Genomic DNA, 26,465 nt, shown 5'->3' on the forward strand with positions numbered 1-26,465 from the left:
GTGGTCAAGCGGATTCAGCAGGAACGTCGTCCGATGGGCACACGCCCCCGCCCGCCCATCCGATACGCCCGGCAGCGCCCCGTTCCGGCCACCGCCCTGATCAGGGCCGTTCCAGGGGTCAACGACGCGGGGCCCACCGAGCCCGCCACACGACCCGTCCGCGCCGACCGCCCCGCCCCAGGACGCCTGGGACCCTGCCCCGCGGTGGGGCCGACGTGGGGGCGCTGACAGCCCCACACCGCCCGCCCGCGTCCCGGGGCCACCCCATGGGCCTGGAACCCGCCGCGAACCACCCCGTTCCCGAGCGACGCTTCTCCTCGCCATCGCGCCTCCGCCTCTCTCCTCGTTGCCGTGGGCCTTTTCGCCCTGATGAACCCCTATGAAGACGCGTCAACTGAAGATGCGACACCCAACCTCAGAACCTCACGCGGCTGGGCCTCCGCCACCGCGTACCGCTGGCAGACGAGGCCGCGCGAAACACGACGTGAGACAACAAAAAAGCACGTGGCAGGGATCAACAGGGAACGATGCGATGCAGCGCCCGGGGCTGGTCGATTTTGGGCTCTGCGCAGGAGTAAGGGATCAGCTTTATCTCTCACGATGAAGGCGAAAGACTTTCGCTGAGAAAGAGGCGAAGAAAGAAGGGATACTGCGCGAGCAGAGCGCTCGTGGAGGCGGGCGGGGCGGGCGCGCTCGCCCGTGAGCGAGGGCGCCCCGCCCGCCTACGTGAGGAGAACTACCCACTTGGGTATAAGTCTGGACGGCCGTTGGCCTACCCACAGTGGCGTTGACCTGCGCAGCAGCACGAGTAGGGGTGGGCCAGTTAAGAGTGGCCCACCCGTTGGCCCAGTCGGTGGCCCATGCGCTGGCCAGGGGTTCACTTCGGGTTCAGTGGAGGTTCGCACCCCACCTTCACGCTTCCAAGGAAGTCGGAGGAAAAGCGCGCATGCACTTCTCGCAGGAGCAGCAACCCGCACTTTACAACTCGGCAGGCGAGAGCACTCCGCCCACCTCGACTACATTAGATCAACTCTCCATGGAAAGAGAACGCGAATGTCACCCGAGAGGAGAAGATCCTTTTTCCATGGCTTCTCAACCAGGAGAAGTCCGCGCGTGGCAGGTGAGCGGACTTGCACGCCCCTGGTCTGGCTCTAGAGGAAGAGAGGGTAGACGAGGCGATCAGGGAAGGGACACAGCGGAGGGGTGGGGGCAGGCACAGGTGGGCGAGGGCCACGGTAGACGTAGGCGGGCGGTTCCGCCCCCGCTTGTCGGGGCGGGGCCGCCCGCCTACGTGAAGGGGACTACCCACTGGGTATAAGTCTGGCTTCCCAACGGCCCACCCGCAGCGGCTCCCACCTGCACTGATAACGCGCGCGAGGCGGGCCGATCACAGCGGCCCACCCACGGGCGGAGGCACAGGCGGAGTCACAGGCCCCCGGAAAGGCCCCGTCACCGGCGGAGTCACAGGCCCTCCAACGGCCCCCGCCCGGCATGACGCGGGGATGGAACACTCTCTCCCGCACTAACGGACAGGCTGCGCGAGTGAGGCCACCTTGACCGCACTCTCCACGAGAAGAGGGCGCCCTGCGCTTCCAGGACGCCCCACCACAGCCTCTTGCCAGCCGCGAAACTAAGCCCTCATATCCAGCCAGATACGCACCGCAGAGGCCAGCTCGGCGAACTCTCCGCTCTCATCAGCGCCGGATGGCAGCGGTCCTGCTCCAGGGCCACACGTGTTGCCCTGCGCCTGCGGGACCTTGAACACATACGGGCGAACCCCACGCACCCCGTCATCATCCACACACCACCCCCGCTCCTCAGGACGGGGTTCGCGCGGGCGGGGCACAGCGATCGTGCCACCGCCGGAACGGCTCTGGCGAGGCCGGAGAACCTCAGGGCCACCTGAGGCCCGACGAGAAGGCTCCGGAATGCCTGCCGGGCCCGCACCGACACCTTTGGGCGGCAGTGGTTTCGTCATGGTGGGGGACGCCGGGTCCGCGCCCCGGCCGAGTGGGCTGCAGAACACGAGCGCCAGCAGCGCTCCGAGCATCCAGCACAGGCGCTCCGCCCAGCCCTGGCGGCGCTTGCGGTGCCGCCCGCTATGCTTCTCCACGATCTCCTCCTGCTGTCATCAGGTGGGAATCACGCCCCGGACCGGTGTTCTCAGCACCGGCTCGGGGCACCCTTTTCTCTTGCCAGCGACCTCATGGCCGCGGTCTTTTCCCTCCGCGTGCGGTTGCGGCATGGGTGTCAATGGCCCCGGAGGCGTACGCCTCTGAAACTGCGCTTCCCAATTGAACCGCGCGAAAATACGCAGAGATCCGCCCCTGGAAAAGCGCATCGCTTCCCAGGGGTGGTTGATGTTCGCTTGGACTCGCGAGGTTTTTCAACCCGTTGCGCCAGAAAAACCACCCCGCCGTTCCATCCAAGGCCGATAGTTCGGATAAATAGGACATTCGGTCCCGGATATTCGCAGAAGCCGGAGCCCGACTCACATGCTCCTGACGGCATATGGCCGAAACGGGACAGACTCCGGCCTGCCGAGTACCTCGAGCACGTGGTCGAGGTGTTCCCGGGGGAAGAAGAGGTGCGTGTCCCTGGTGCGTGCCGGTCCGCCGTAGACGTCCGGCACGACGGGGCGTACGCAGAGCCAGGACTCCGCTCTTCCCCACTCGTTCATGGCGATGCAGATGTCCCGATCCGCTCCGAGGAGGGTGATCAGGTGTTCGGCGGGGGCGGGTCGCAGTTTGAGCCACACCCGGTCGGTGTAGAAGGCGCTCCACCGCGGGTCTCCCGGAGGCATCCCCGGCCCCGAGCCCTTCAGGGATTCGCCGAAGTTCTGGCAACTGGCCCTGGTGTTCATGCCGAGGGACCACAGGCGGAGGACGAGCGGGACGAGTTCACGGTCGATCGGGACACGCACTCCACTGGGTGCCTCGAGCAGCTGGATCTCGTGGGTCTTCAAGGGGACGCTCATGGTGGTTCCCAGCGGTGTCGTGGGCCTGCGTGAGGGAGGCTGCCCAGAGCCGGATGGCCGCTATATGGTGGCGGCCCAGCCCCGCATACGGGTCCGGCTGGATCAGCAGAGTGGGTGCGCCCCGCCGGGTTCGCTCCGCGGCCCAGTCGTAGTCCGGTGGCGCGAAGTCGTCGTCGATCCAGGCGACAGGCGCGTTCCCGAGCCGGTCGGCTACCGGGTCGCGTTTCCAGAGGTAGCCGCGCGGGTGCCGGGTCGAGATGTCGGGCGTGCCCAGATCGACGTGCGGGAAGTGGGGCATGCCCACGCGTGGCGCGATCAGAAGGTTCGCCTCGTCTCCCCAGCTCGTCGCCCAGCACGGTTGGACGAGGCCGGTGGAACACAGTGCGTTGACCGTCGCACCGTGGTTCGGGTTGAGCCAGATCGGCACGCCTCGGTGCCCCCTGAAGTCGACACGGTGGGGAAGGTACTCCGGTGGCACGGAACCGCCCGGGCCGGGGAACGGGTTGAGGACTCCGTCGACGTCGATCAGCAGGTACGGGGGGACGGCTGCCATGGGTTCACCCTCCAGGGCTCAGACATCGAGGAGACGGGCCGCGTCGTGGGTGTGGCGCCGCACCACGTTCGTGTAGGCGGGATCGGCGGCGGTGTCACCGATCCAGACCAGGGACTGGGCGAGGAACCACTCCAGGGCCCACACCCGGTGCCAGCCGAGCGCCCAGTCCTGTGGCGGCAGGCCTGCGCGTCGGGTGAGCACTCCGGCGCTGCCTCCGGCTTCCACGTAGGACTCCAGGAACGCCCGGGTCCGGTCGGGGTCGGGGGGCTCCACTGTCCCGTGCCAGGAGGCGAGGTCGAGCAGGCCCGGACCGTGGAAGGCTCGGGCCAGGTCGTAGAGACGGACGCGTCCGTCGCGGATGTGCAGGCTCTCGGGGTGGAACTCCGAGTGGACCCATCCGTAGGGCGCGGTCGTGGTGCCCTCGGCTCGTGCGCAGGCGGCTCGATCGATATCGCGCAGTGTCTGCATGATGTCGTCGGCGTCGGACCAGCGTCCCTGGGCGTTCAGCAGGTCCAGGGTGCGCATCGCCCTGCGCGGGAGCGAGGCCAGCCATGTGCTGTCGGCCAGTGGAAGGTGGGGCGGGGCCGCCGCGCTGTGGAGTTGGACCGCCGCCGCGACGCCGTCGCGGTTCGTGGCCTCTCGGTCGGGTTCGCCCAGGTCCTCCATCAGCATCGCCAGGGTGGTGCCCGAGCGCAGGGATGCGATGAGGTGGGGAACGCTGACGCCCGCCTGCCGGGCGCTGGTGAGTGCTTCGTGTTCGTGTGTGAAGGGTTCGGTGGCGCACTTGAAGACGACGGTGGACCCGTCCGTCAGGGTCAGGCGCTCCACGTGTGAGAGTTCCCAGCTGTGCAGTGGCTTGGCTTCGGCGAGTTTGTCGACCATGTCGGCGGCGGCGAGTACCTCGTCGCGCATCCGGTCGATGTCGGGTTGGTACACGTGTGGCTCCTCGTGTCGAGGAGGGGCTCTCCGCGAACGAACGGAGAGCCCCTGGAGGTCAGAGATGGTCAGGAGCGGTCGCTGTAGGAGCGGACCGTGGTGAGCCAGGTGTCCCGGAAGGCGTCCAACTCGTCGCGGAAGCGCTTCATGTCAGTGCCGTAGGGGGCCACGACTCCGCCCCTGCGGTCGGGGGCGGACTGGCAACCGTGCACCAGGCGCCCACCCAGGGCGGCGTGGGCCTTGACTCCCTCGATGCGCCGGTACTCGTTGAACCAGGCGCCGTGGAAGACCTCGTCCAAGAGCTCGGTGGTGGGCTCGTCCAGGTCGTAGACGACCTGTGCGGTGTCGGCGAAGAACCAGGTGGGGCCGACGACACTGATGTGGCCGTCGTCCTCGACCTTGTTCAGGGCGGTGAAGGTGGAGACCTCCGCGAGCATCCGCAGGTGGTCCGCGGCGACCCCGTCGATACCCAGCGAGGTCAGGTGTTCCTCGCGGAAGAGGTGGCTGTAGACCTGCCAGGCGATGTGCAGGACCTCGGCCGGATCGTGGGTGGTGCGGGAGTTGCGGGCGATGTAGTCCAGGGCGATCTGTTCGATGGCCGACTCCGAGGTCTCCTCGACGGGAAGGAGTTCGGCGGCGACCTTGTCCCAGTCGATGACGGTCCAGGTGTCGGACTCCAGGCGGAAGAAGTACGCCTCGGGGTCGATGGTGACCGTGTCGTCCTCGACCGACATTCCTGCGACGCGGTTCCAGCGGGGGTCGAAGTTGTGGCCGGGGATGCTCAGGCTCGTCGGGGCCAGCTTGACGGACATGGAGTGGTTCCTCTCTCAGGGTTCTTTGTGGAAGGGGTGTTGGACTGGGCCGCGGCCGTACCAGGGCCGCCGTCCAGAGCTGTGGGGCAGGGGGTGTCTTGTTGTCACCGGCAGGTGTTCGGCCCACCGCTTGTCGCTCTCACCGCAGCGCCGATCGCGAGATGGCGGCCCACACCGTGAGGGGTGACCCCTGGACGCCCAGGAATCCCCAACGGCGGCTGAGCCGCTCCACCAAGGCGAGGCCACGCCCGTTCTCCAGGCCGGGATCCATCGGACTCACGCGGGGAACGGAAGGGACCGCACCATGCCGGGGGCCGGCGTCCTCGACGGCGAGGCGGATCACATCACTGTCGAGGTAGGCGATCGTGACCGTGAAGTGGCCGTTCTGGCCCGATGCCGTGTGCCTCAGAGCGTTGGTCACCAGTTCGGAGAGCACCAGTTCGATGACGTCGGCTTCCTCCTGCGAGAGACCGGTGACCGTCCTCGCCCAGCGGCGGGCCTCACGGACCTGCGGCGGTGTGTGCCCGAATCTGGCGGCGTGACGGCGGTGGATTTCGCCCAATCGGGGCATCGTGGAGTACCCGGGCACCCGGTGGGGCAGCGCCGGTGTCACCTCGGCATCCGCGCAGCCGTCCTGTATGGGTGCGTTCATGGTGTTCATCCGTGTTGCGGTCGTCATCCGCGCCTCGATCTTCTGACCCGTACCGCACGAGTCCTGGGGTGCTCCCTGCCTGCACCTCCCATCGAACACTGAGAGCAACCACAGGTCACGGGGTGTACGGACATGGTTTCTATGCCACCCGCGACGCCCCTGAACTGGCGTTTTCCCGATGAGAAGCGCGTTTCCATGTCAGACCGGTGAGTGCGCGCGACGAAGTGCCGGTTGCAGGCTTAGCGGTTTCGGGCAATCTGGATACCGACGCCTGAGGAGAGCTGCATGAAGTGGACGAAAGCCCAGCTCCGGAAACTGCGCGAGCAAATGCGCGAGCAGGATCGCACGAACGATGAGATCGCCGACGAAATCCGTATCCGCTGCGGGTGCTCGCCGTTGGCCGCTTATCGCCACATGCGCGGGTGGAGCCAGGCCGAGGCGACCGAGCGGTATCGCGGTTCCGCTGGCGGGTTGCCGCTGGACCAGGCGGGACTCAGCCGCTTGGAGCTCTGGCCCGAGGTGGGCGGGCGAGCACCACAGGCGACACAGGTCATCGCTCTGGCGACGCTCTACGGCACCTCCCCACGGAGACTGCTGTCCCCCGAGGGGTTCGACAAACTGAGCGAGCACGAGCGCAATGTCCTCAAAAGGATCGGAAACCAGCTCACTCCCACTGAAACAACCCAGACAAGCACGGAACAGGCATATTTCCCCGTCAGCGAAGAAACCAGAACGCTACCGCCAGAAAGGCAGATCGAGATGGCCGCGAAACGCGCGATGAGGTTCGGAGCGATGGCGGAGGGGACGAACGTGGGAGTGGAGACCATCCAGGAGCTCTTCGCGGAGGTGTCCAGGCTGGCGAAGGCCTATCCCCGTGCTCCCCTCCACGAGGTTCTGGGAGACCTGGTCGAGGCCCAAGACGTGGCGTTCATGTTGTTGGAGGGGCGGCAGCGTCCCAACCAGACCAGGGACCTGTATCTCCTGAGCGGCCTGTTGAGCATCATGCTCGCCAAGGCCAGTCATGACCTCGGTGATCCGCACGCCGCGATGAAGCAGGCCCGGACCGCGTTCATCTGCGCCGACAACGCCGACCACGACGGGCTGCGCGTCCGGGTGCGCGCCCAGCAGAGCCTGATGGCCTACTGGGCGGGGTGGCCTACCGAAGCCGCCCGGTACGCGGAACTGGCTCGTGATCTGGCCACCGAGCGCACCGGCACGGCCGCCATCTGGCTAATGTCCCAAAGCGCCCGCACGTGGGCCTCACTGGGCAGCGCGGAGCGCGCGCTCGACGACCTCCAGGCGGCCACGGCCCTGCGCGAAGGACTGCGCGGCGACGACCTGGACGAGCTCGGCGGTCTGATGCGCTTCGCGCACTGCCGCCAGCTCTACTACGGAGCCGAGACGCAGATCTGGATTCCTGGACGTGAGGAACAGGCCCAGCAGGTCGCGCAGGAGGCCGTAGGTCTCTACGAGACCGCCGCCGCGGAAGGATCGGACGACTGGGCCTACCAGGACGAGGCCGGGGCACGCGCCGACCTCAGCTACGCCCGGGTCTCCCTGGGAGAGATCGAAGGTGCCGCGCAGGCCCTTGAACCGGTCCTGGGCCTGCCCGCCACGAAGCGGGTGTCCGGCGTGGTGAACAGCGTCATGCGCGTGCACGGGGCCCTACGCGGCCCGGACTACACCGGAAGCAAGGCCGTAGCCCGGCTCCGCCAGGAGATCGAGTCCTACAGCCGCACTCCCGCCTCGGCGCTGACCTCGGGGCGCTAGCCTGCCGGACATGCACCCAGTCGAACTCTCCAGCGCCAGGCTCAGCCTTCGGGAACTGCGCCCCACCGACGTCGCCGACCTGCTCCGGGTCTACGGAGACGCGGAGGCGGTGCGGCACTTGTCCTTCACACCGCGCACCAGGCAGCAGTGCGCGGCGATCGTGGAGGCCGCGATCGCCGACGCCGAGCAGGAGGGCAGGGGCGTCTACATGCTCGCTGTCGCGCGGCAGGAGGAGCTTGTCGGCGCCGCGCGCCTGGCCGTGGACGAGCGCCCGCACAGCGCGCAGATCGGGTTCGCCCTGCGTCCGGACCTGTGGGGGCAGGGGTTCGGTAGTGAACTCGTCCAGCTCCTGCTCCGGTTCGGCTTCGACGAGCTGGGGCTCAAGCGGATATGGGGTGCCCGCTCTCCGGAGAACCGGGCCTCCGAGCACGTCATGCTCCGGGCCGGGATGGTAGAGGAGGGACGGATCCGGCGGCACCTGTGGACCCGGGACGCCTGGCGCGACTCCATCGTCCACTCGATCCTGGACGACGAGTGGACACCGAACCCTGTGACGCACAAGCCGTAGGTCCCACCCCAAGCGCAGGTCACGAGCCGGGTGACGGGAGGCGATCCCGACACACACCGAGGAGTCCAAAAACTCGACTCTGAAAGACACAGCGCACACCACCTGGTCGAGTCCAGGGGTTAACGTCGCGGACGTGACGCGCGGCCTTGGGCATCAGCACCGAGACCGTCTACGCCTGGCGGCGTCAGAACCGTACCGATCACGGACGGGCCCGGATTGAAACTGTGCCGAGAAGGCGAAACCGACCTCGGTCGTTCCAGGGTCAGATAGAGATCGTCCAGTCGCCATCGATGCACAGCGGAGGATCGTGGACGAACCTGCGCCCGTCCTGGGACTCCACAATGAGGTACAAGTCATCGCGGCACGGAGTCTCCGCCCACCGGGTGAACGGCCACACGTTCCACGGAAAACCGGGTTCCTCCAGGCCCAGCCCCACCTTCTCCCACTCACCAGGGCCGATGCCCACGTCTTCGAACTCCTCGGGCCTGAAGCCCGTCTGTGCATCCGAGTTCTCACCGAGGACCGTCAGGATGGGCACATCGAGCTCGTTCCTGACCACGAACTCCTGTGTGTCCCGCGTACACCCGCCCAGGGTGAGCATGAGCAGGGCCGCCAGTATGAGACGGGCGACGCCCCTCATCCTCATCCGTCGACCTCCCGTCATTCGTCGGCGCCGCTGATCGGGCCCGTTGGCAAGGCGCCCTCGATGATCGGCGCCGTTCCCTCTGGATACCCCTCCCAGAGCTCCTCCGTAGCAGTCAGCGCCTCGTCCCTGGCCTCCCACGCGAGCTCGGAGCGCTCCTCGCCGGTGGCAGTGACGCCGGGGACGACGACCTGGTTCAAGGTCCCGCTCGGAATCCCAGCACCATAGCCGTTGACCGATGACACTCCCACGTCGTAGCGCATACCCGGTTCCAGACCCGTGATGCGGTAGGAGTTACCGTCGTCGTTGTCGACATAGGCGTTGCGCATGACGGGGTAGTTGCCCAGCGCCTCGATCCAGTAGATCCGGTAGCCCTGCGCGCCGGTGCGCGAGTCCCACCGCACGACCACCTCGGTGCCATCGACCTGGGCGGTGACGTTCGGCGGCCCCGGCAGGGTACGGGGGGAGGCCACGGCCGAGGCGGTGTCACTCACCGGACCGACGTGGTCGTCGCCCCTGGCCGGAGCGACCCGGAACTCGTAGGTGTCGCCATCGCGAACCCAGGTCGAGTAGAAGTAGTCACCTGGCACGGGCAGCGGCAGCAGGAGCCAGTCCTGGTTCTCCGTCACGTTCCGGGTCCACACGTGGTAACCGGCAGCGCCGAACACCCGTGCCCACCCGACCCGGAAGCCCTGGTCGGTGGTCTCCACCTTGATCCAGGCGGGCTTGTCCAAGCTCACGTCCGGCGGGTCGCTTGGCACGGGCCCGTAGGGCGCACCGACGCCGAATTCCCCATGCAGCGCGTCGGCGAAATGCGAGCCGATGAAGTAGTCGCCGCGCGCATTGGGATGCAGACCGTCCCAGGCGTGGCTCACCGGGTCGTAGCCGCTGGAGATGTCCACCAGGTGCACGGGCGATCGGTCGGTGGACAGGGATGCGACCTCGGACTCCAGCAGCCCCGCGTACTCCCGGATCTCCGGGTTGAGCCACTCGAATTCCGGTAGGAGGGTCCTGGTCACCACGTTGGAGATGAGGATCCTGATGTCCGGGTTGGCCGCGCGTGCCTCATCGATCATCGTCCGCGCCGAGGCGACGGTGCCGGGAGCGTCGCTGTAGCCCCAGGTGATGTCGTTGAAGCCGAGCGCTATAAGGAGGTAGTCGGGATCGTGTTCGTTCACGTCCCGCTCGATGGTGTTGTTGGCGTCGGCGAAGGTCCAGCCCCACATGGCGTTGTGGTCGCGGTCGAAGCCGTTGTCGTAGTAGCGCGCGGTGCTGGGGCCGGGGTAGTACTCCTGGGGCGGCGGCTCCAGTCCGTCGAGGATCGCGCGGTTGCGGATGTCGGTGTGGATGTCGTAGGCGCCGGTACGCGGCCCCACGAAATCGGCGGCGACACCGTTGTCGTTCAGGTGCTGGTCGAGGACGTAGCGCCAACTGTGGGAGCCCTCGTTCCCGTGGGTGATGGAGTCGCCGACCACCATGATCTTGGGGCCATCGCCCGACGCGCGCAGGGACGCGTTCCACTGGATCGGGTCGGCGTGAGGGTTCGTGCTGACGTCCGTGCGGGCGATCACGAGCGTAGCCACCTCTCCCGGACGCAGGGAGGCGGTGAGTTCGGTGACGCGTGCGGAGCGGTTGGAGCCCCGTGCCATGTCGATGGGCTCCATGTCCGGGCGGACCACTCCGTCGGACCAGGTCAGCAGCGCGTACTGGTAGTCGCCCACCAGTGCGTCCAACTCGATGTCCAAACGGCCGCCGGACCCGCTGGGCCGCAGCTCCACGTAGGTGGCGCCACCCTGGGTGACCTCGGGCAGGCCCGACCTGGACGTGGACGGACTGATGTTGTGCTCGGCCCGGGGAGGACGCCGACCCGCGAGGCTGCTCTGCCACGTGGTCCGGGCGTGGGGCTCGTCGTAGCCGTCCCGGGCACCGAGGAAGAACGTGGCGTCGGAAGGCACGTCCAAGCGGTGGTTGGCGACCGCGAAGCCGAGCAGGAGGTCGCCCATATCCCGCCCATAGAAATCGACCACCTGCTGAACGGCCTCGATCGGCGTGACGGACTCCTGCTTCAGCGTCCGCCAGGTGTCCAGGACGAAGTTGCCGGAGACCGCCTCTGAGAAGTAGGCGGCGACGACGAAGGCCCCGTACTGCCGGCCACCGCCCAATGATTCGTAGTCGTTGATCGCCAGTTCCGGGTGGTCGAGGAAATCCTCCACGGCGTGCGCGTAGTCGGTGGCGCCGTCTCCCGAGGGAAGGCTCTCTCGCGTCGACCACGGTGTCGATCGCGTCCGGTCGACCATTGCCATCGGAATCCTCGTCCGGGACGCCTTCGCCCCATCCGATGTTGTACCAAACCGTGAAGTTATCACTCACAGTCGCGCAAGCGAAGAAGTTCCCGCCGACCTCCTCGTTTTCACCGCAGTCGCTCTCGGCGCTGCGCGAGGTCAGCCCGTCCTCCTAGGCATCGTCGGACACGGCAGGGTCCAACTCGGTGTGCAGCCACGCCCGTGTCTCCTCGGACGCCTCGTCGACATGGCTCAGCACGAACGGCACGTACGACCCGACGTCCAGTTCCCCGTCTTCCTCGGGCGCGTACTCCGGTGGCAGCTCATCGGGGTCGAAGACGGTGAGGTATCCGTATCTCACCAGCTCGTCAACGCTGATGTCTCCGTTTTTCCAGGCTGGAACCACTTTGTCGGCATCACCGAAGTCGGGCGTGACCGCATCGGGAGAGGGTGGGTTCTCCGCGAAGAATTCCTCAGCATGATCACCCAGACCGGGAGACTCGGATTCAGTGCCTTGCTCGGCCAGCACCGGAACCGGAACCGATAGAAGCGCGAAGATCATCGACAAAGCCGTGATCGGAGCGATCTGCGCGCGAAATGGACGGGGATTAGTTCGAGCACGGCCGTGTCGCATGGACGCCCTTGGATGTGGGGGATACGGGCACGGACACAGTAAGTCGGGAAAAGGCATCGTGTAAAGCAGCACAGCTCAGACGGCTCTCGTGCGAAAATGATCCTCGTTGAGCCAGGTAGCGTGCGGGATGTCTCGCGTGCACCTCGGCCACGTAAGGGTGACGGTAGCCCCGAGAGCTGATACCGCGCTGTTGGCAACGCGAGAGGACCTCGCGAGGTGCCACCGGATGCCACCTGTCCCCGGTTCGTGCTCCGTTCGTGCTCCGCAGTTATGGACTGACACCTTCTAATCCGATGGTCGCAGGTTCGAATCCTGCCGGGTGCGCCACAAAACCCCAGGTCAGACGGGGTACGTCACCTCATCTCCGAGGAGCCGCCGCACTGATGGGACCAGAGTGGGACCGAGATGGGACCAGCCTCGCGTTCCCCCTTCGCGCCCATCCTCGCTGGTGCGTCTTACCGGAGTCACGTAGCACCAGCCACGCGGTCCGCTCGGCCGCCTCCCGCGCGACCTGCGGCAACACGCTGGAATAGGTATCCGCGGTGAGCACGATGCTGGCATGGCCCAGCATCGCCTGCACCACTTTCAGCTCCACTCCCGCCGCCAGCGCCAACGTTGCCGCCCCGTGGCGCAGATCGTGCAACCGCACCGGCGGCAACCCACTCTCCGTGTTCAGTTTCCGGAACAGCCGGGACAACCGTTGAGGAGCCAGCGGACCGCCCCGCACGGCGGTGAACACGAACCCGCGCGTATCCCACACCCGGCCATGAGATTCAGCTTCCTTCTGCTGGTACCACTGATGGCGGCGCAACACCCCGGTGGTGGTGTGGTCCAGCACGAGCATGCGGCGGCTCGCCGCGCTCTTGGGCGCCAACTCCACCAACCCACCCCGGTGGGCCTGGAGCTGGCGGGTGACGCGCACGGTGCCCTGGACCAGGTCGAGGTCGGGCCACCGCAGGGCCACCACCTCACCACGGCGCAGCCCCGTCATCACCAGCAGGTGGAACAGGGCGTACAGCCGGTGGTCGGAGACGAAGTCCAGGAAGTGGCGGGTCTGCTCCACCGTCCACACCGCCACCGCCGGCCGCACACCGCTGTGGGCCCATTCGGCCACCGCCTGGTCGGTCCACACCACCGGCCGCGCACTCCGGCCGCTCTCCAACCGCAGCCCCTGGGCCGGGTTGGCGGGCAGCAACCGCTCACTCACAGCGGTGTTCAGGGCCGCTCGCAGGGTGGCGCGGATCCGCTGCACCGTCGCCACAGACAACGGCGCCCCAGTGGACGCCGTGTGCTGAGAGGTGTGCTCGAAGACCTCCCGTACCCGGGCGGGGGTCAACTCCTCCAACGGCACATCGCCCAGGTAGGGGATGAGGTAGCGGTGGATGTGCTCGGCGTAGCTGATCCGGGTCAAGGGACGCAGCCGGGTCCGGGTGGCCAGCCAGCGCTCCAACCACACCGTCACCGTCGACGGATCCACCCCGGCTCCGTCCAGCTCCCGAGCCTGACGCAACCCTTCACGAGCGGCGCCCCGGGAGGCGAACCCACCCCGACGCACCCGGTGCCTCCCGCCCGGAGCGTGCTCCATCTCCACAGAGAAATACCAGCTCCCATGCCCCCGCCGCCGCAGCCCAGGACACCGACCTTCTTCGGCCTTCGCCCCCTTGGTGCCGCGGCACCCGCACCGCTTGTACACCGAACCCGATCCAGGCATGACCAACACCCCTGAAACCAGTCTTCCCCGAGAGGAGCTCAGGAGCAGCCAGCGCGGAACAGAGCTGGTCGAACCACTCCCTCAGCAGTCCTGAGGATTACCGGATACATGGAAGAGGCCCCCGGCACTCCCCAGCCTCCCTCACACACGACATGAGCCAACTCTCGTTCTAGAGACGATCAGTCACGTCGAGTCCTCCATCGGCCACCCCGCCACGAGGCGCCGCCACGCCGTAGTTGATGGCCGTACCGAAGTAGGTGGGCTCGCCCGCCTCGGCCTCACCCCCCAGCACCGCCGCAAGTCCTCTCAGAGCCTGGCTCAGGCGAGGGGCGTTGCCGTCATGAACCTCCGAATGAGGGCGGCCGAAGAAGTCGTTCTCCGCCCAGATGTCGTGGTAGACGCTCACCTCGACCATCGTGTCCTCGGCGGCGATATCAACGGAAACACCGACGAGCTCGGGCTCGCCTCTCTTTCGTCCGCCGGGCGCGATCCAGTTTCCGGGGCCGATGAGAAACAGCGTCTCCGGGTAGGCTTCTGGTCGGCCTGCTGGCCGCGAGTCGCGAACCCGGTTCGCCAGGGCAGCGGTTGTGAGGCCACGGCAGTGCAAAACCCGGGATCGGAAGCCGGTGTGGCCGGATGCGTACTGGAACCAGTCCACATCGACGCTGTCGAGGTACAGCAGATCGTGCTCCTGCAGGGCCTTTGCCACCGTCATCGCCGTCGTACAGCCCGACTCCAGACCGTTCAAGCCTTCGTCGTGCTCAACCACCCACGTCCATGTGGCGGTGGCCTTCGGCGACCTCATCAACAGGGACATGCTCCCTTTCATCGTCGTTGATCACCAAGGTCGTGATCAGCCCCTGAAGGTTGCGCTTCGCAAGTCAGCGTTTTCGAGGGGGATCACAACCTGTCAGTGGAGTCCATGGCTAGGCCGTCCACAAGGTCCTCAGCATCCGGGCGCTTAATCCAGAAACCCTCCGAGACACCGAAATACGTACCCTCCCCGTTCTCAGTCTCGACTTGGAGCACTTTCTCCACATTTTCAAGGGCCGCAGCCAGGCGTGGTGCGTTCTGGTCGTAAATCTCGGGGTGAGGATGGCCTGCGAAGTCATACCAAGACCAGATATCATGGTGAACACTGATTTCTACCTGGATCTCGCCAGGCTCCGGAGAGACTACCAGGCTGACAAGTTGGCGCTCCCGATGCCTCCTGCCGTCCGCGTCGATCCATATCCCGGTACTCACTGTTTCGATATGAGCGGCATACGCGTCAGGAAAACCAGAGGGTCGACTCTGCTGCACGAAGTCCGCATACCGGGAATCAGCGAAGGCGACCCCCGGGGAGATCCTCGTCCAGATCCCAATTTTTCCTTTTCCGTATTGACTCCAGCAGACTTCCATAATATCCGACTTGAGAAGTTCGTGCTTTCCCAGAACGCCTGCCAACTTCGCGACGACCGTGAGACTGTCGCTGATGTCGGGCTTCTCTGGTGCTTCGATATACCACAGCCATGATCCGACTTCGCTGGGTGCACGCAGGAGTTTTGACATCAGTTCTCCCTATTTTGTCGGGTAGAGGGGAGCGCCAGGCGGGAAATCGAGAGTTCCGTCCTGGAAATGGACATGGAAGGATATGTTCTCAGCCTTGGCTGCTTCATGAAGGCTCCTCAGGTCCCTGTCTAGGAGTTCATTCATCTCGAAGTTAGCCTCAATGATTCCGCCCCGGTGGGACGCCTCGGTCGTCGCCGGGAATTGCTTCCTGATCTTCCGGAGCGCACTCCTGATTCCCTCCGGATTTTCGACTACCTTCGCCTGGTAACCATACTCAACCCTACCGTCATCTCCTCTCACAGCCACGTCAAGGTCTTCTCCAGTAATCGGGTTTTTTCCGGGGAACGCGACCCTGTCCGGCGGGAAGCCAGAATCCAGCAGGTCCGTAGCAATTCTCATTTCCTGATTCCTCGCGGGGAGGTCGCCCCTACTTTTGAGGGAGACGATCATGTCATTGAATCCCTCAACGTTGGCTAGACGTCCTTGCAGGATCATATCCGCAGTCTGAGCGCCGACAGTGGACCTCTTGTTCTCCAGGGAGTTGAAGAGGCTCGCGTAGTCCTTGTCGTTGAAGCCTGACTGCCTAAATCCGGGCACCTGCTGGATTATGTCCCTGAGTTCGGACCGAAGCTCGGGAGGCATTGGGCCATTATGGTCTGGTTTCTGGTTGTTTGGGTTAGTAGGTTCAGGGCGCTCCGGGAGGGAGTCGTCTCCGTCACCACCGCCGGTGCCGGTGCGGTCGTTGGGGGGCTCGTCGCCACCCCCGCCACCGCCACCGCCACCGGCGGCGGGCTCGGGACGCTCCGCCTCCGGCTCCTCGCGCCGACCGCCCGCGCCCTCCCGCTCGTCGCTCCGACCGCTCTCGTCGTCCTCGTCACGACGTGGGGGACCCTGTCCGGGGTCGTCCTCGGCGCGGGGCGCGTCGGTGTCGCCGCTCCGGGACTCGCTGTCCGGCCGCGGAGTCATAGCGGGGGCCCCGGGTCTGTCACCGGGCGCTCTCGACGCATCCTGCGCGTCCTCGTCGGAACGCCGCGGAGTGTCCTCACCAGACCGATGGGACGGTGTGCCGCTGTCCTGGGGCTGCGGCGCGGGCGGGCTCTGCGAGGGCCGGTCCCCGCCGCCGTCGGGCACGGGGGCGGCCGGGGTGGAGGCGGGCGGACGGTACCTGTCGGGGTCCAGCAGTGAGTTGTTCAGCACGGTGAGCGGGTTCTCGAAGCGCTCACCCGTGGGACGCTGGCCCTCCCCGGCGCCCGGCAGCGGACTGCTGGGCCAGCCCCGCGTTCCCGGTCCGCCCCTCGACGTGAAGTTGTCCGAGCCCGTGCCCGAACCCCCGCCGGAACCCGAGCCGGAGCCGTCGAACTCCGCGTCGCCCGAACCCCCGGGGGCGTCCATGGAGCTGACCACCCCCGCTCCGGCGACGATCTTGAGAGCTTTGAGCGGCAGCCCGCCGGTCATCAGCACGACGTTGGCGCCGATGGTGGTGTTGGAGTAGGCGACACCGTCATCGCGTGTGGACCAGGCGGTGTGCCCCTCCCAGACCTCGGTGAGGCTGTCCTGGGCGTTGCCGGTCCACCGGTCCCATCCGGCGCTCCAGCCCTCCCGGCCGCGCTCGCCCGGCTCCCACAACCACCCGTGCTCGTCGTGGATGCCGACCAGCGCGGCCGCGTCCATGCCCGCGTCGCGCCAGGCCGCCCCGAAGTTCTCCAAGCGCCCCCGCGGGTCGAACCGCCACCCGTTGTCGGGGTGCCAGAACCCGAGCTTGGACGTCAGCCCCACCGCCGACCCCCACAGCACGTCGGTGACCACCGTGTCCCACAGCGCCTGACCGGTGGGGTTGCCCCAGTCCAGCAGGGAGGGGTGGAACTCGGTACCCGCCCATGCCGTGACGTCGTTGATGTTGCTGTTGACGCCGTCGAGACTCAAGTGGTGTTCCAGGGACAGGTCGCGCTCACCGGCGTCGGTGGGCAGCCCGTAGACCAGCGCGCCGTCCCCGCCCGCCTGGTCCGGGGACACGTAGGCGGGGCCGCCGAACAACGCGGAGATCCGGCTGGCGCACGCGTTCTCGGCCTCGTTGAACGTCGACCAGGCCGCGTTGACCGCGTCCTTGATGCGGATGTTCTCCGCCAGCGCCCACTCGTCGGTCTCGTCGTCCTTGTTCAGCCACCACACCTTCTTGTCGTGGTTGGCGTTCCAAAGGCTCTGGGCGTCGATGCGCAGGGTGTTGAGCGAGCGGCGCGCGGTCGTGGCCGCCTCGGCCAGGTCCTCCAACGCACCGGCGACGGTGGCCAGGTCGCTCTGGATGCCCTCTCCCCGGGTGAGGACGGGGTCCATCGCGGCGAAGAGCGTCTCGCTCTCCGGTGCGCTGTAGTGGGCTTGGAGTCCGCCCCAGGTGGAGGACATGTCCTCGGCCCCGCCGAAGAGGTCCTCCCCACCGGTGCGCAGGGTCTGGGCCGCGTAGTTGAGGGACCAGACGTCGGTGAGGGGGTAGGGGACGGTGTCGGGGTCGATGAGCGTGAACGGGTTGGGGTCCACGCCGTTCTGGGGCTCGGTGGGCTCGAAACTCACCAGGGGGCCTTCCGTGGGGGCGGGGCGGGGGTGTCGGGGGTGCGGGGGCGCGTCGGGTCAGAGGTCGAGGTTCTCGCCGGTGCCCGCCTGGCTCTGGGCCTGGGCGGCCATCTCCTCCTGGCCCTGGTTGTAGGCCAGCGTGGCGTCGTTGGCGCCCTGCAGACACGACAGGGTGCGGGTGAACATGGCGTCGGTCTCGCCGGTGAAGTGCTCGAAGAACCCGGACAGAGCGGCCTCCACGGGCGGGCTCTTGGCGTTGGTCAGCGCCATCTCGATCCCGTCGGCGGTGGAGTCGATGGTGTCGCAGAACCCGCCTCCTTCGAGGCCGAGTTGTCCGCCGAGGTCGCCCAGGACCAGCGAGACCCCGTAGACGTCGATGTTCCACTGGCTCATCGGTCCTCTCCTCTCCTCGGGGAGGCGGCGAACCGGTGCGCGTGGAACAGGGCTCCGGCCTCGGCCTCCGTGAGGTCGGAGGCGTGGACGCGGACCTCGGCCATGTTCTGCTCGGCGACGCGGGCCTGCAGCATCTCCAGCGAGGCGCGCACGCCCTCGACCGCCCTGGCCCTGCGTTCCCGCACGGGCCGGGGGAAGGCCGCGTCCGACTCCCTGACGACCGCGATCCCGTCGGCGGGCGCCGGGTTTCGCGGTTCGGTGACGGCGGTGTTCCCGTCCGACTTCTCCGACTCGTCCGGCGGCTCCACCAGTTCGAACTTCATCCGATGCCTGCCCTCACTCGTGGATTCCGTGGCCCGCTTCGCAAGACTCCCATAGCAGTATGCGCATATGGAGTGACGTTCCACGATCGGTCCCGGTTCCGCGGGAGGAACCGCCCCGGTGGTGGTCAGGCGCGGGGTCTTCCGGACGAGCCGAGCAGAACACGCAGATGGGAACAGTGGCCGTGACGTGCGTCACTCCTGCTCCGGGAAGGGGAGACGGGCCCCCTCGGGGAAGGCTCAGGCCCTCTTCGCGGAGGCCGCGGACAGGTACTCCGTCTGCCTCCGCATGAGGTCCAGGGCTCGCAGGGGCGCCGCGGCGTCCTCCACCACCGGGTACCAGACCGCCCGGGCCCCGTCCTCGCCGACGAGCGCGCCCGGGATCGGCCCCGCCTGGGCGTTCGCGAACGAGCGGCGCGACCATGGACGAGAGTTGAGCCCTGCCCTGTCGGGCAGCGTCACACCATGAAGCCCGTGCCAGGGCAAGGTGGCTCCCGGCTCGCGAGGACCTCGCGAGGTGCCATCGGACGCCACCACCGGCCCGTGTGTGCTCCGATTATGCTCCGCGGTTCCGGACTGACACGGCACCGGGCGGCACCTCTTGACACGAAACGATGGCGGTGATCGGATGGATAGGGACGAAACGGCACCGTGTGGCACGTAGAGGCACGAAAGAACCGGACTTCTAATCCGATGGTCGCAGGTTCGAATCCTGCCGGGTGCGCCACAAAACCCCAGTTCAGACGGGGTGTGCGAGTCGAACAGACGAGGCACCGGGCCTGGTTCGGGGGATGACATCCTCTATGTGTGCTCCCCAGTGCAGGGTCCAGTACAGGTGGAGGGCCACCTCGCGGAGCACTTTGCCGTTCCGTGACCCTGGCGGCCCACACCGGGGTGCCCCCGTGTCCGCCCACCAGCGCCCCACAGCCGCCCCCACACCCGGAACCTGGGCCCAGTCGCCCCACAGGCCGTATACGGCCGTTTCCGCCGAAAGCCCTTACCCCTCAGGTCTTCGCCCACCACAATCAGATGGTATGAACAGGGCAAGGTGGATCTGGGCGGCAGCGGCAATCGTCGCTATCTTCGCCGCGTTGGGAGCCGGACTGTGGTTCGGCGGCGGCCCCGGTACGCGCGACGGCTGGGAAGCCGCCTCATGGTCAGCGGGCATCACCACCACACTGGCGCTCATCGTCACCGCCATCGCCTGGGCCACCCCAGCCCCACCTCCACGTACAGGCGATGGAAGCGACATCGCGAACACGGTAAACGGTCATGTCTCCGAAAGCACCGTCGTACAGGGCCGAGACATGCACATGGAAAACACCACCTACGGCGGCGACCACATCGATTTCCGAGGCGGAACCTTTCACGGAACGGTAATCGGCAAACAGACCAGCCGCCCTTGGTCAACACCGAACGATGAAGATCAGGATCCGGAGCGGTGAGCACCCCTTATGGCAACGACCACATCAACCTCAGCAGCGGTGATTTCCGAGGACAGGTGGTCGGCAAACAGGTCAACCACCACTATGCGGCCCACAAGGTCGACTGGCCCATCCGCGTTGGTGCCATCCCTGAGCAGGCAGGCCACTACCAACACCGAGCCATCGCCAAACACCTCGACAACGCCCTGAACAGTTTCGGCGCCGTAGTACTCCGCCAAGTGCTCTCTGGCACCGGCGGGGTCGGCAAAACCCAACTGGCCGCACACCACGCCCGCACCCTGGCCCGTATCACCGACTCCAGGGCGAGAGTGGACGTGCTGGTATGGGCCAACGCCGCCAGCCGAGAGCAGATCACCTTTGCCTACGCCCAAGCCGCCCAGCAGCTGTTCACCACTGTTCCGGAGAACCCCGAGGACGCTGCACGGCTTTTCCTCGCTTGGTTACAGGACCCTAATAAGCACCAGGATCGGCGGTGGCTAATCGTATGGGACGACCTGGCCGACCCAAGCATGGCCAAGGACCTATGGCCCCCGCATGACCAGCCTCACGGACGGGTTCTGGTTACCACCCGAAGGCGTGATCACTCACTGAACACTCAAGGGCGTCGCCTTCTCGATGTGGACATCTATACCCGTGACGAAGCCCACGCTTTTCTCACACACGCACTCAATGAAGCCGGGGTCCCCCACAACAACGAGGAATTAGTGGATCTCGCCCACGCCCTGGGGTTTCTCCCTCTGGCATTGGGACAGGCGGTTACCTATATCGCTGAACTGGGCATGGGGTGCGCTGACTATCTCCAACTTTTCCGTGACCGTGTACGAATTCTGGGTGAAGTATTCCCTGATTGGGAAACCCACACCCCGCTCGCCGCCACTTGGGAGCTATCCGTACAACAAGCCGATACCTTCGCCCCCAGGGGAGTGGCCAGGCCTCTGATGGGACTGATCGCGCTCCTGGACGGAAGCGGTATCCCCGAACGCATACTCACAGCCCCGGCGGTCCTGGCATACCTCGCTTTCTACCGCACCCAACATCCAGCTACGCCTGATCCGACCAAGTCGGCCACATCCCCTCTCACAGCGCATGAAGCCCGCACTGCTCTGGCCAGCTTGCACCGGTTGAACCTCATTACGCGCACCACTCCACCCCTGGATCCAGGAGAAACAGATCCCACAGGCATCCTTGTAGGCGCCCATCAGCTGGTGCAGCGCGCTACACGTGAACACGCCGCAACCCAACCCACGCGCGAGAGTGTGTGGGCTCTCGGGGATGCTTTATTGGAAGTCTGGCCGGAGATCGAACGCAACACGACTCTAGTCCAACTACTAAGGGACAACACCACATCCCTCAAAAGCCACGGCACGTCACCAACTCAAAGCACAAGAGACTGGCTCTGGGAAACCGGGGGTCATATCGTACTCTTCCGCCTTGGCCTCAGCTTGGGCCAAACAGGCCAAGCTAGAACTACAGTAAAATACTGGGAAGACATGGTCACGGACACGCAGAAGCGAATGGGGAGCAAACAGCCTTCCACTCTTATTGCGCGCGCCAACCTCGCCTACTGGATAGGCATATCCGGAAAACCCAATGAATCAGTCACGATGTTTCAGAACCTTCTAACGGACCAACTGCAAGTTCTTGGCCCTGATCATCCATCTACTCTCATGACCCTGGCCAATCTCGCCAACATGATCGGGAGGACAGGAAATTTACACGCATCCCTCAACGGATTTAACCAAGTTTTAATCCAGCAGGAAAATATTCTCGGATCTAACCACCCTTACACCTTCTCCACCTTAGCGAATATAGCCAGTGTTTTCAGGCAGCTGGGAAGATTTAGTGAAGCACTAAATGTTTACAAGAGACTTCTTCGCGAAATGCCCAGGACACTTGGCCCCGACCATCCGGAAGTGCTCAGCACCAGGGCAAACTACGCTTACTGGCACGGAGAGACAGGAAACCCGACCAGAGCAGCAAGCCTTTCAGAAGAACTTCTCCCAGAGCAACTTCGTGTTCTCGGACCTAACCATCCCGACACACTAACTACCAGAGCGAATATCACCTTGTGGAGAGGACAAAAGGGCAACCCAAGCGAGGCTGCTCAAGCATCTGAACGCCTACTCAACGACCGTATGCGTGTGCTTGGCCCCGAGCACCCGGACACTCTCACCACTAGGGGCGACCTCGCCCACTGGCGTGGCCAATCGGGTGATCAGGCCGGTGCCGTCAGCGCCTATGTCGAACTCCTCACTGACCGCCTACGCGTCCTCGGACCCGACCACCCTGACACCCTCGCTACCCGCAGCCGCCTCGCCTACTGGCAAGGCAAAGCCGAAAACCCACTCAGAGCTGCCATCGCCTTCGAAGAACTCCTCGTTGACCGTCTACGCATCCTTGGCCCCGACCACCCCCACACTCTTGCCACCCGCCACAACCTCGCCGACTGGACCTATAAGTCCGGTGACGTGGCCAAAGCCATGGAACTCCTCAGAGAGCTAGTCCGTGACCGGGAGCGGATGCTCGGTCCCGATCACCCAGATACGCAAAGAAGTAGGTTCCTGCTGCGGCGCTGGCAAGGCGAACTGCCCAATGGGTGACGTGACCAGGGGGCCTTTGATCCGATGGGGGACACGCACCGGGCACGAGGAAACCCCAGGCCAGCCGGGATGAACCCGTGCACTGGCCTGGGGTTGATGGCGCCGTGTTGCTCGGGGTGTGCTCGCCGGTTCGGCTACCCGGCCCTCACCGGAGCCGGGCCGCGCAGCAGCGCGGCGATGGCCTCGGCCGCCGCTTCGGCCACGTCCGGGAACACCGACTGGTAGGTGTCCTGGGTGAAGTGCGTGGTCGCGTGCCCCAACTCGCTGGAGACGATCTTCACGTCCGTTCCCGCGGCCAACGCCAGCGAGGCGGCCCCGTGGCGGAGCCCGTGCAACGTGATCGGCGGCAGCCCGGCGGCCCTGGCGATGCGCAGGAACCAGTCACTGACCTGCCCCGGATGCCACCCCAAGCCGTTCTCCTTGGTGAAGGCTAGGCCGCTGTCCGTCCAGCCTGATCCGGCTTTGAGACGGGCCTCGTTCTGGAACCTCCTCCAAGCCCGCAGCACCTTGATGGTGTCGGCATCCAGGGTGATGGTGCGCTGGCCCGCCGCGCTCTTCGGGGTGGAGGTGATCGTCTCCCACGCGAGTTGCACGACCTGGACGCGGATGTCGATCTGCCCGTCCGTCAACCTCGTGTTGGACCAGGGCAGCCCGACCGCTTCACCTCGGCGTAGGCCTTTGACCGCGATCAGGTGGAATATCGGATACAACCACGGATACCTCCTCGCGTGCACCAGAAAAGTGCGAGTCTGCTCCGGCGTCCACACCATCACCTCCCCCGGCACCGTGCCGTCCTTCTTCCACTGACGCACCCGGTCCGGAGTCCACACAAAAGGACGCTTCCTCGGACACGAGGGCAACCGGACATGCGAGGCGATGTTCACCGACACCGGCAGATCCGGACGGCGCACCGCCTCCGACAACGCACTCCGGAGAGTCGCGCGGATCCGGTGCTTGGTCGACAGCGAGATCACCCGCCGCCCCCTGACCGAGGCCCGCACCTGAGGGTCATCGGACTCGCGGCACTCCAGCATGTGAGCATTGGTCTCCTCAATCGCCGCGAACATCGCTTCGACATGGCGAGCCTGGAGCTTGTCCACCCGCAGCCGGCCCAGGTGCGGGACGAGGTAGGCGCGGATGTGCCCGGCATAGGAGGCCCGGGTTCCCGCAGCGAGGTCGGGCTTGCCCGACAACCACTCCCCCAACCACACCTCAACGTTGGGAGGTTCGGCGCGCACATCCACCGCCATCGCCACCCGCCTACGCACCTCCTCCAAGTCCGGGAGTGGGCGGCGCTGCTTCAACGCCGCCTGGACCAGGTCAGCGATCTGCACCTCCACCACCGGCTCCCTCTCGGCCAGGGCAATGAGCGCCTTGACGTGCTCCAACCCTTTCCGGGCCTGGTCCTGGGAGGGCAGGCCAACCCGGCGGGCCTGGCGGCGCCCACCCTGACTGGTCGGGGGTAGCTCGTACTGGAACGCCCATGCCCCATGGGCCGGGTTCCAGCCTCCGGTCCGGCGCTTGAGCTGCGGACACCTCACCCCCAACGCCCTACCGGTGTTCTCGTCACGGCATCCGCACCGTTTGAACGTGGACCCCTCACGCGCGGCCATGCACGGCCTCACCTTCGTCTCGCTCACCACGCACACCACATCCGCCACACCTGCCGCTCATCGGCACTCCGAGGGGGTCCAGGACTCCGGTGATGGGCACCACCGGCAGCAAGCCGACCTCGGTCACCGTGACCGGAGTACTCACACCCACACGGAACACCTGTTCACCACCTCTGAACTGGACGGATACGGCGTACGGCCCCGCGTGTGGCGGGGTACCACGCATCCACGCTCGACCTCGTAGAGGTGGTCAAGCGGATTCAGCAGGAACGTCGTCCGATGGGTGCACACCCCCGCCCCGCTGTCCGATACGCCCGCCATCGCCCCGTTCCTGCCACCGCCCTGACCAGAGCCGTTCCAGGGGTCAACAACGCGGGCCCCACCGAGCCCGCCACACGGCCCGTCCGCGCCGACCGGCCCGCCCCAGGACGCCTGGGGCCCTGCCGCGCGGTCGGGCCGACGTCGGGGCGCTAACAGCCCCACACCACCCGCCCACGTCCCAGGGCCACACCATGGGCTTCGAACCCGCTGCGAACCGTCCCGTTCCCGAACAGTGCTTCTCCTCGCCACCGCGCCTCGACCCTCCCCCGTCGTTGCCGTGGGCCTCTTCGCCCTGATGAACCCCTATGAAGACGCACCCGATGAAGATGCGACACCCGACCTCAGGGCCTCACACGGCTCAGCTTCCGACAACGCATAGCGCTGACAGACGAGGTTGCGTGAAGCGCTGCTCGGGACAGAAAAAACGCGCGGCAGGAATCAACAGGAAACGCTGTGATGCAGCGCCCGGAGCTGGACGATCTTGGACTCTACACAGGAGCAAGGGATTAAATACTTCTCTCACGATGAAGCCGAAAGACTTTCGCTGAGAAAGAGGCGAAGGAAGAAAGGATACCGCGCGAGCAGAGCGCCCGTGGAGGCGGGCGGGGCGGGCGCGCTCGCCCGTGAGCGAGGGCGCCCCGCCCGCCTACGTGACGAGAACTACCCACTGGGGTATAAGTCTGGACGCCCCTTGGCCCACCCAGATGCCCTCTGACCTGCACAGCAGCACGAGTAGGGGTGGGCCAGCCAAGAGTGGCCCACCCGCTGGCCCAGTCGTTGGCCCATGCGCTGGCCCGGGGTTCACTTCGGGTTCAGTGGAGGTTCGCACTCCACCTTCCCGCTTCCAAGGAAGTCAGAGGGAAAGCGCGCATGCGCTTCTCGCAGGCACAGGAAATCGCGCTTTACCACTCGATAGGTGAGAGCGCTCCGGCCACCTCGATCGCACCAGAGCCACTCTTCACGGGAAGGGATCGCGATTGCTATCCAGAAGGAGAAGAGACCTTCTTCCATGGCTTCTCGGCCAGGAGAAGCCTGCACGTGGCAGGTGACAGAACTCGCACGCCCCTGGTCTGGTGAGAGCAAGAGAGGGCAGACCAGACCGCCAGAGGGAAGTTCCGGCGGAAGGGGGAAGGCAGCCACGAGTGGGGCGGGGTCAAGGTACCTATAGGCGGGCGGGTCCGCCTCCGCTTGTCGGGGCGGGGCCGCCCGCTTACGTGAAGAGGACTACCCACTGGGTATAAGTCTGGCTTCCCAACGGCCCACCCGCAGCGGCTCCCACCTGCACTGATAACGCCCGCGAGGTGGGCCGATCACAGCGGCCCACCCACGGGCGGAGGCACAGGCGGAGTCACAGGCCCCCGGAAAGGCGGAGTCACAGGCGGAGTCACAGGCCCTCCAACGGCCCACACCCTGACACAAGGGTCTGGCCTCCGCCACGTGAGACCGGAGCGGCGCCACCCCCAGCGTGGGTTCTTACCCCTCAGGTGGAGATCGCCTGCCAGCGCCGCACCAAGTGGGCCAGCTCAGCGAACTCATCCTTGCCACCGCCCCCAGGAGCAGAAGGCAGTGATGCCGCCGGGCCTCGACCACCCGCCGTTTCCCTGCCTCGGTTCACCTGCACGCCTCCCCTGCTGTGGGCACGGACGACGCGGTCCTCGTGCCGAACGAGGTAGAGGCGCACCCCGCGCACCCCTTCGTCGTCCTCGCACCACCCACGCGGCCCCGTGTACGGAGTTCGCTGTGGCGGCACCCGCACCAGAGCCTCCCTCAGCTGCTCCTCTCCATGCCGAGGCCGAGGAACATCCACATGCACCTCGACCGCAGCACGCACCGCAACCGGTTCGCGGTCTCCCCGCGCTTCCCGCGCCCGCCTCGAAGGCAGCGGTGAGCGAACCTCGACGACCGGTCGTGCACTCGGGCCAGTGGGGCCGCAGAACAGTGCGGCGAGCACCTCCCCGAGGACCCAGCGCACCTGTTCGCCCCAACCCTGGCGGCGCCTGCGGTGCCGCCCGCTATGCTTCTCCATGGTTTCCTCCTGGTGTAGTCAGGTGGGAATCACGCCCCGGGCCGGTGTTCTCAGCACCGGTTCGGGGCACCCTTCGTCATGTTTCTCAGCGGC

At 66.2% G+C, this 26,465-nt stretch carries 19 protein-coding genes; 4 read left to right on the plus strand and 15 right to left on the minus strand.

The features are described from left to right. Positions 1 to 2,491 precede the first annotated feature (2,491 nt). From KGD83_RS16075 to KGD83_RS16090, 4 genes are all read right to left on the minus strand, one after another. Positions 2,492 to 2,977 carry a hypothetical protein gene (locus tag KGD83_RS16075; RefSeq protein WP_156095251.1) on the minus strand — a complete coding sequence of 162 codons (486 nt, stop codon included), beginning with the start codon at positions 2,975 to 2,977 and terminating at the stop codon, positions 2,492 to 2,494. 571 nt (positions 2,978 to 3,548) lie between these two features. Further along, positions 3,549 to 4,466 (minus strand): protein kinase family protein, encoded by a 918-nt coding sequence (locus tag KGD83_RS16080; RefSeq protein ID WP_197044309.1) that lies wholly within the window; start codon positions 4,464 to 4,466, stop codon positions 3,549 to 3,551. Between the two features lie 68 nt (positions 4,467 to 4,534). Next, the gene (locus KGD83_RS16085; protein ID WP_212639981.1) at positions 4,535 to 5,278 is read right to left on the minus strand and encodes a hypothetical protein; all 744 of its coding nucleotides are present in this window, start codon (positions 5,276 to 5,278) and stop codon (positions 4,535 to 4,537) included. 139 nt (positions 5,279 to 5,417) lie between these two features. After that, positions 5,418 to 5,939, minus strand: a complete 522-nt coding sequence (locus tag KGD83_RS16090; RefSeq protein ID WP_232532358.1) for an ATP-binding protein — start codon at positions 5,937 to 5,939, stop codon at positions 5,418 to 5,420. A gap of 750 nt (positions 5,940 to 6,689) precedes the next feature. Between KGD83_RS16090 and KGD83_RS16095 the strand changes: the two genes are divergently transcribed. Further along, positions 6,690 to 7,700, plus strand: coding sequence for a hypothetical protein (locus KGD83_RS16095; RefSeq protein ID WP_212639982.1), 1,011 nt, complete (start codon positions 6,690 to 6,692; stop codon positions 7,698 to 7,700). 10 nt (positions 7,701 to 7,710) lie between these two features. Further along, a complete protein-coding gene (locus KGD83_RS16100; RefSeq protein ID WP_094804305.1) occupies positions 7,711 to 8,268 on the plus strand; it encodes a GNAT family N-acetyltransferase in 558 nt (185 codons plus the stop codon). A gap of 262 nt (positions 8,269 to 8,530) precedes the next feature. On the opposite strand, the gene KGD83_RS16105 is transcribed toward KGD83_RS16100, so the two are convergent. The 10 genes from KGD83_RS16105 to KGD83_RS16150 all read right to left on the minus strand — a co-directional run bounded on the left by KGD83_RS16105 (position 8,531) and on the right by KGD83_RS16150 (position 18,829). Continuing rightward, a complete protein-coding gene (locus KGD83_RS16105) occupies positions 8,531 to 8,914 on the minus strand; it encodes a hypothetical protein (protein WP_130394808.1) in 384 nt (127 codons plus the stop codon). A 14-nt stretch (positions 8,915 to 8,928) separates the two neighbouring features. Beyond that, positions 8,929 to 11,214 carry a GDSL-type esterase/lipase family protein gene (locus tag KGD83_RS16110; RefSeq protein ID WP_212639983.1) on the minus strand — a complete coding sequence of 762 codons (2,286 nt, stop codon included), beginning with the start codon at positions 11,212 to 11,214 and terminating at the stop codon, positions 8,929 to 8,931. A 151-nt stretch (positions 11,215 to 11,365) separates the two neighbouring features. After that, positions 11,366 to 11,761 carry a hypothetical protein gene (locus KGD83_RS16115; protein WP_212639984.1) on the minus strand — a complete coding sequence of 132 codons (396 nt, stop codon included), beginning with the start codon at positions 11,759 to 11,761 and terminating at the stop codon, positions 11,366 to 11,368. Between the two features lie 424 nt (positions 11,762 to 12,185). After that, positions 12,186 to 13,304, minus strand: coding sequence for a tyrosine-type recombinase/integrase (locus KGD83_RS16120; RefSeq protein ID WP_249351892.1), 1,119 nt, complete (start codon positions 13,302 to 13,304; stop codon positions 12,186 to 12,188). Between the two features lie 403 nt (positions 13,305 to 13,707). Continuing rightward, the gene (locus KGD83_RS16125; protein WP_212639986.1) at positions 13,708 to 14,355 is read right to left on the minus strand and encodes a hypothetical protein; all 648 of its coding nucleotides are present in this window, start codon (positions 14,353 to 14,355) and stop codon (positions 13,708 to 13,710) included. A gap of 83 nt (positions 14,356 to 14,438) precedes the next feature. Further along, the gene (locus KGD83_RS16130; RefSeq protein ID WP_156910854.1) at positions 14,439 to 15,089 is read right to left on the minus strand and encodes a hypothetical protein; all 651 of its coding nucleotides are present in this window, start codon (positions 15,087 to 15,089) and stop codon (positions 14,439 to 14,441) included. Positions 15,090 to 15,098: 9 nt separating this feature from the next. Next, positions 15,099 to 17,654: a hypothetical protein gene (locus tag KGD83_RS16135; RefSeq protein ID WP_212639987.1), complete on the minus strand. Its 2,556-nt coding sequence runs from the start codon at positions 17,652 to 17,654 to the stop codon at positions 15,099 to 15,101. A 57-nt stretch (positions 17,655 to 17,711) separates the two neighbouring features. Further along, positions 17,712 to 18,047 carry a DUF6507 family protein gene (locus tag KGD83_RS16140; RefSeq protein ID WP_212639988.1) on the minus strand — a complete coding sequence of 112 codons (336 nt, stop codon included), beginning with the start codon at positions 18,045 to 18,047 and terminating at the stop codon, positions 17,712 to 17,714. Continuing rightward, positions 18,044 to 18,370, minus strand: a complete 327-nt coding sequence (locus tag KGD83_RS16145) for a cell envelope biogenesis protein TolA (RefSeq protein WP_249351893.1) — start codon at positions 18,368 to 18,370, stop codon at positions 18,044 to 18,046. The genes KGD83_RS16140 and KGD83_RS16145 overlap by 4 nt, the downstream gene beginning before the upstream one ends. A 237-nt stretch (positions 18,371 to 18,607) precedes the next feature. Then, complete coding sequence (locus KGD83_RS16150; protein WP_212639989.1) at positions 18,608 to 18,829, minus strand: hypothetical protein; 222 nt, start codon at positions 18,827 to 18,829, stop codon at positions 18,608 to 18,610. A gap of 572 nt (positions 18,830 to 19,401) precedes the next feature. Between KGD83_RS16150 and KGD83_RS16155 the strand changes: the two genes are divergently transcribed. After that, positions 19,402 to 19,812 (plus strand): hypothetical protein, encoded by a 411-nt coding sequence (locus KGD83_RS16155; RefSeq protein ID WP_212639990.1) that lies wholly within the window; start codon positions 19,402 to 19,404, stop codon positions 19,810 to 19,812. Then, entirely contained in the window at positions 19,809 to 22,412 is a 2,604-nt protein-coding gene (gene fxsT / locus KGD83_RS16160) for an FxSxx-COOH system tetratricopeptide repeat protein (RefSeq protein ID WP_212639991.1), read from the plus strand. Before KGD83_RS16155 ends, fxsT begins: the two co-directional genes overlap by 4 nt. A gap of 134 nt (positions 22,413 to 22,546) precedes the next feature. Here fxsT and KGD83_RS16165 read toward each other — a convergent pair whose 3' ends face one another. After that, complete coding sequence (locus KGD83_RS16165) at positions 22,547 to 24,025, minus strand: tyrosine-type recombinase/integrase (RefSeq protein WP_212644454.1); 1,479 nt, start codon at positions 24,023 to 24,025, stop codon at positions 22,547 to 22,549. Positions 24,026 to 26,465: the final 2,440 nt, after the last annotated feature.

It is taken from the genome of Nocardiopsis akebiae (assembly GCF_018316795.1).
Taxonomy (GTDB): domain Bacteria; phylum Actinomycetota; class Actinomycetes; order Streptosporangiales; family Streptosporangiaceae; genus Nocardiopsis; species Nocardiopsis dassonvillei.

Bases quoted from the DNA above. Each gene is read 5' to 3' on its own strand.
- KGD83_RS16165 (WP_212644454.1), bottom strand. From the start codon at position 24,025: ATGGCCGCGCGTGAGGGGTCCACGTTCAAACGGTGCGGATGCCGTGAC.
- KGD83_RS16155 (WP_212639990.1), top strand. From the start codon at position 19,402: ATGAACAGGGCAAGGTGGATCTGGGCGGCAGCGGCAATCGTCGCTATC.
- KGD83_RS16130 (WP_156910854.1), bottom strand. From the start codon at position 15,089: ATGTCAAAACTCCTGCGTGCACCCAGCGAAGTCGGATCATGGCTGTGG.
- KGD83_RS16105 (WP_130394808.1), bottom strand. From the start codon at position 8,914: ATGAGGATGAGGGGCGTCGCCCGTCTCATACTGGCGGCCCTGCTCATG.
- KGD83_RS16110 (WP_212639983.1), bottom strand. From the start codon at position 11,214: ATGGCAATGGTCGACCGGACGCGATCGACACCGTGGTCGACGCGAGAG.
- KGD83_RS16100 (WP_094804305.1), top strand. From the start codon at position 7,711: ATGCACCCAGTCGAACTCTCCAGCGCCAGGCTCAGCCTTCGGGAACTG.
- KGD83_RS16125 (WP_212639986.1), bottom strand. From the start codon at position 14,355: ATGTCCCTGTTGATGAGGTCGCCGAAGGCCACCGCCACATGGACGTGG.
- KGD83_RS16085 (WP_212639981.1), bottom strand. From the start codon at position 5,278: ATGTCCGTCAAGCTGGCCCCGACGAGCCTGAGCATCCCCGGCCACAAC.
- KGD83_RS16075 (WP_156095251.1), bottom strand. From the start codon at position 2,977: ATGAGCGTCCCCTTGAAGACCCACGAGATCCAGCTGCTCGAGGCACCC.
- KGD83_RS16145 (WP_249351893.1), bottom strand. From the start codon at position 18,370: ATGAAGTTCGAACTGGTGGAGCCGCCGGACGAGTCGGAGAAGTCGGAC.
- KGD83_RS16090 (WP_232532358.1), bottom strand. From the start codon at position 5,939: ATGAACACCATGAACGCACCCATACAGGACGGCTGCGCGGATGCCGAG.
- KGD83_RS16140 (WP_212639988.1), bottom strand. From the start codon at position 18,047: ATGAGCCAGTGGAACATCGACGTCTACGGGGTCTCGCTGGTCCTGGGC.
- KGD83_RS16095 (WP_212639982.1), top strand. From the start codon at position 6,690: ATGGCCGCGAAACGCGCGATGAGGTTCGGAGCGATGGCGGAGGGGACG.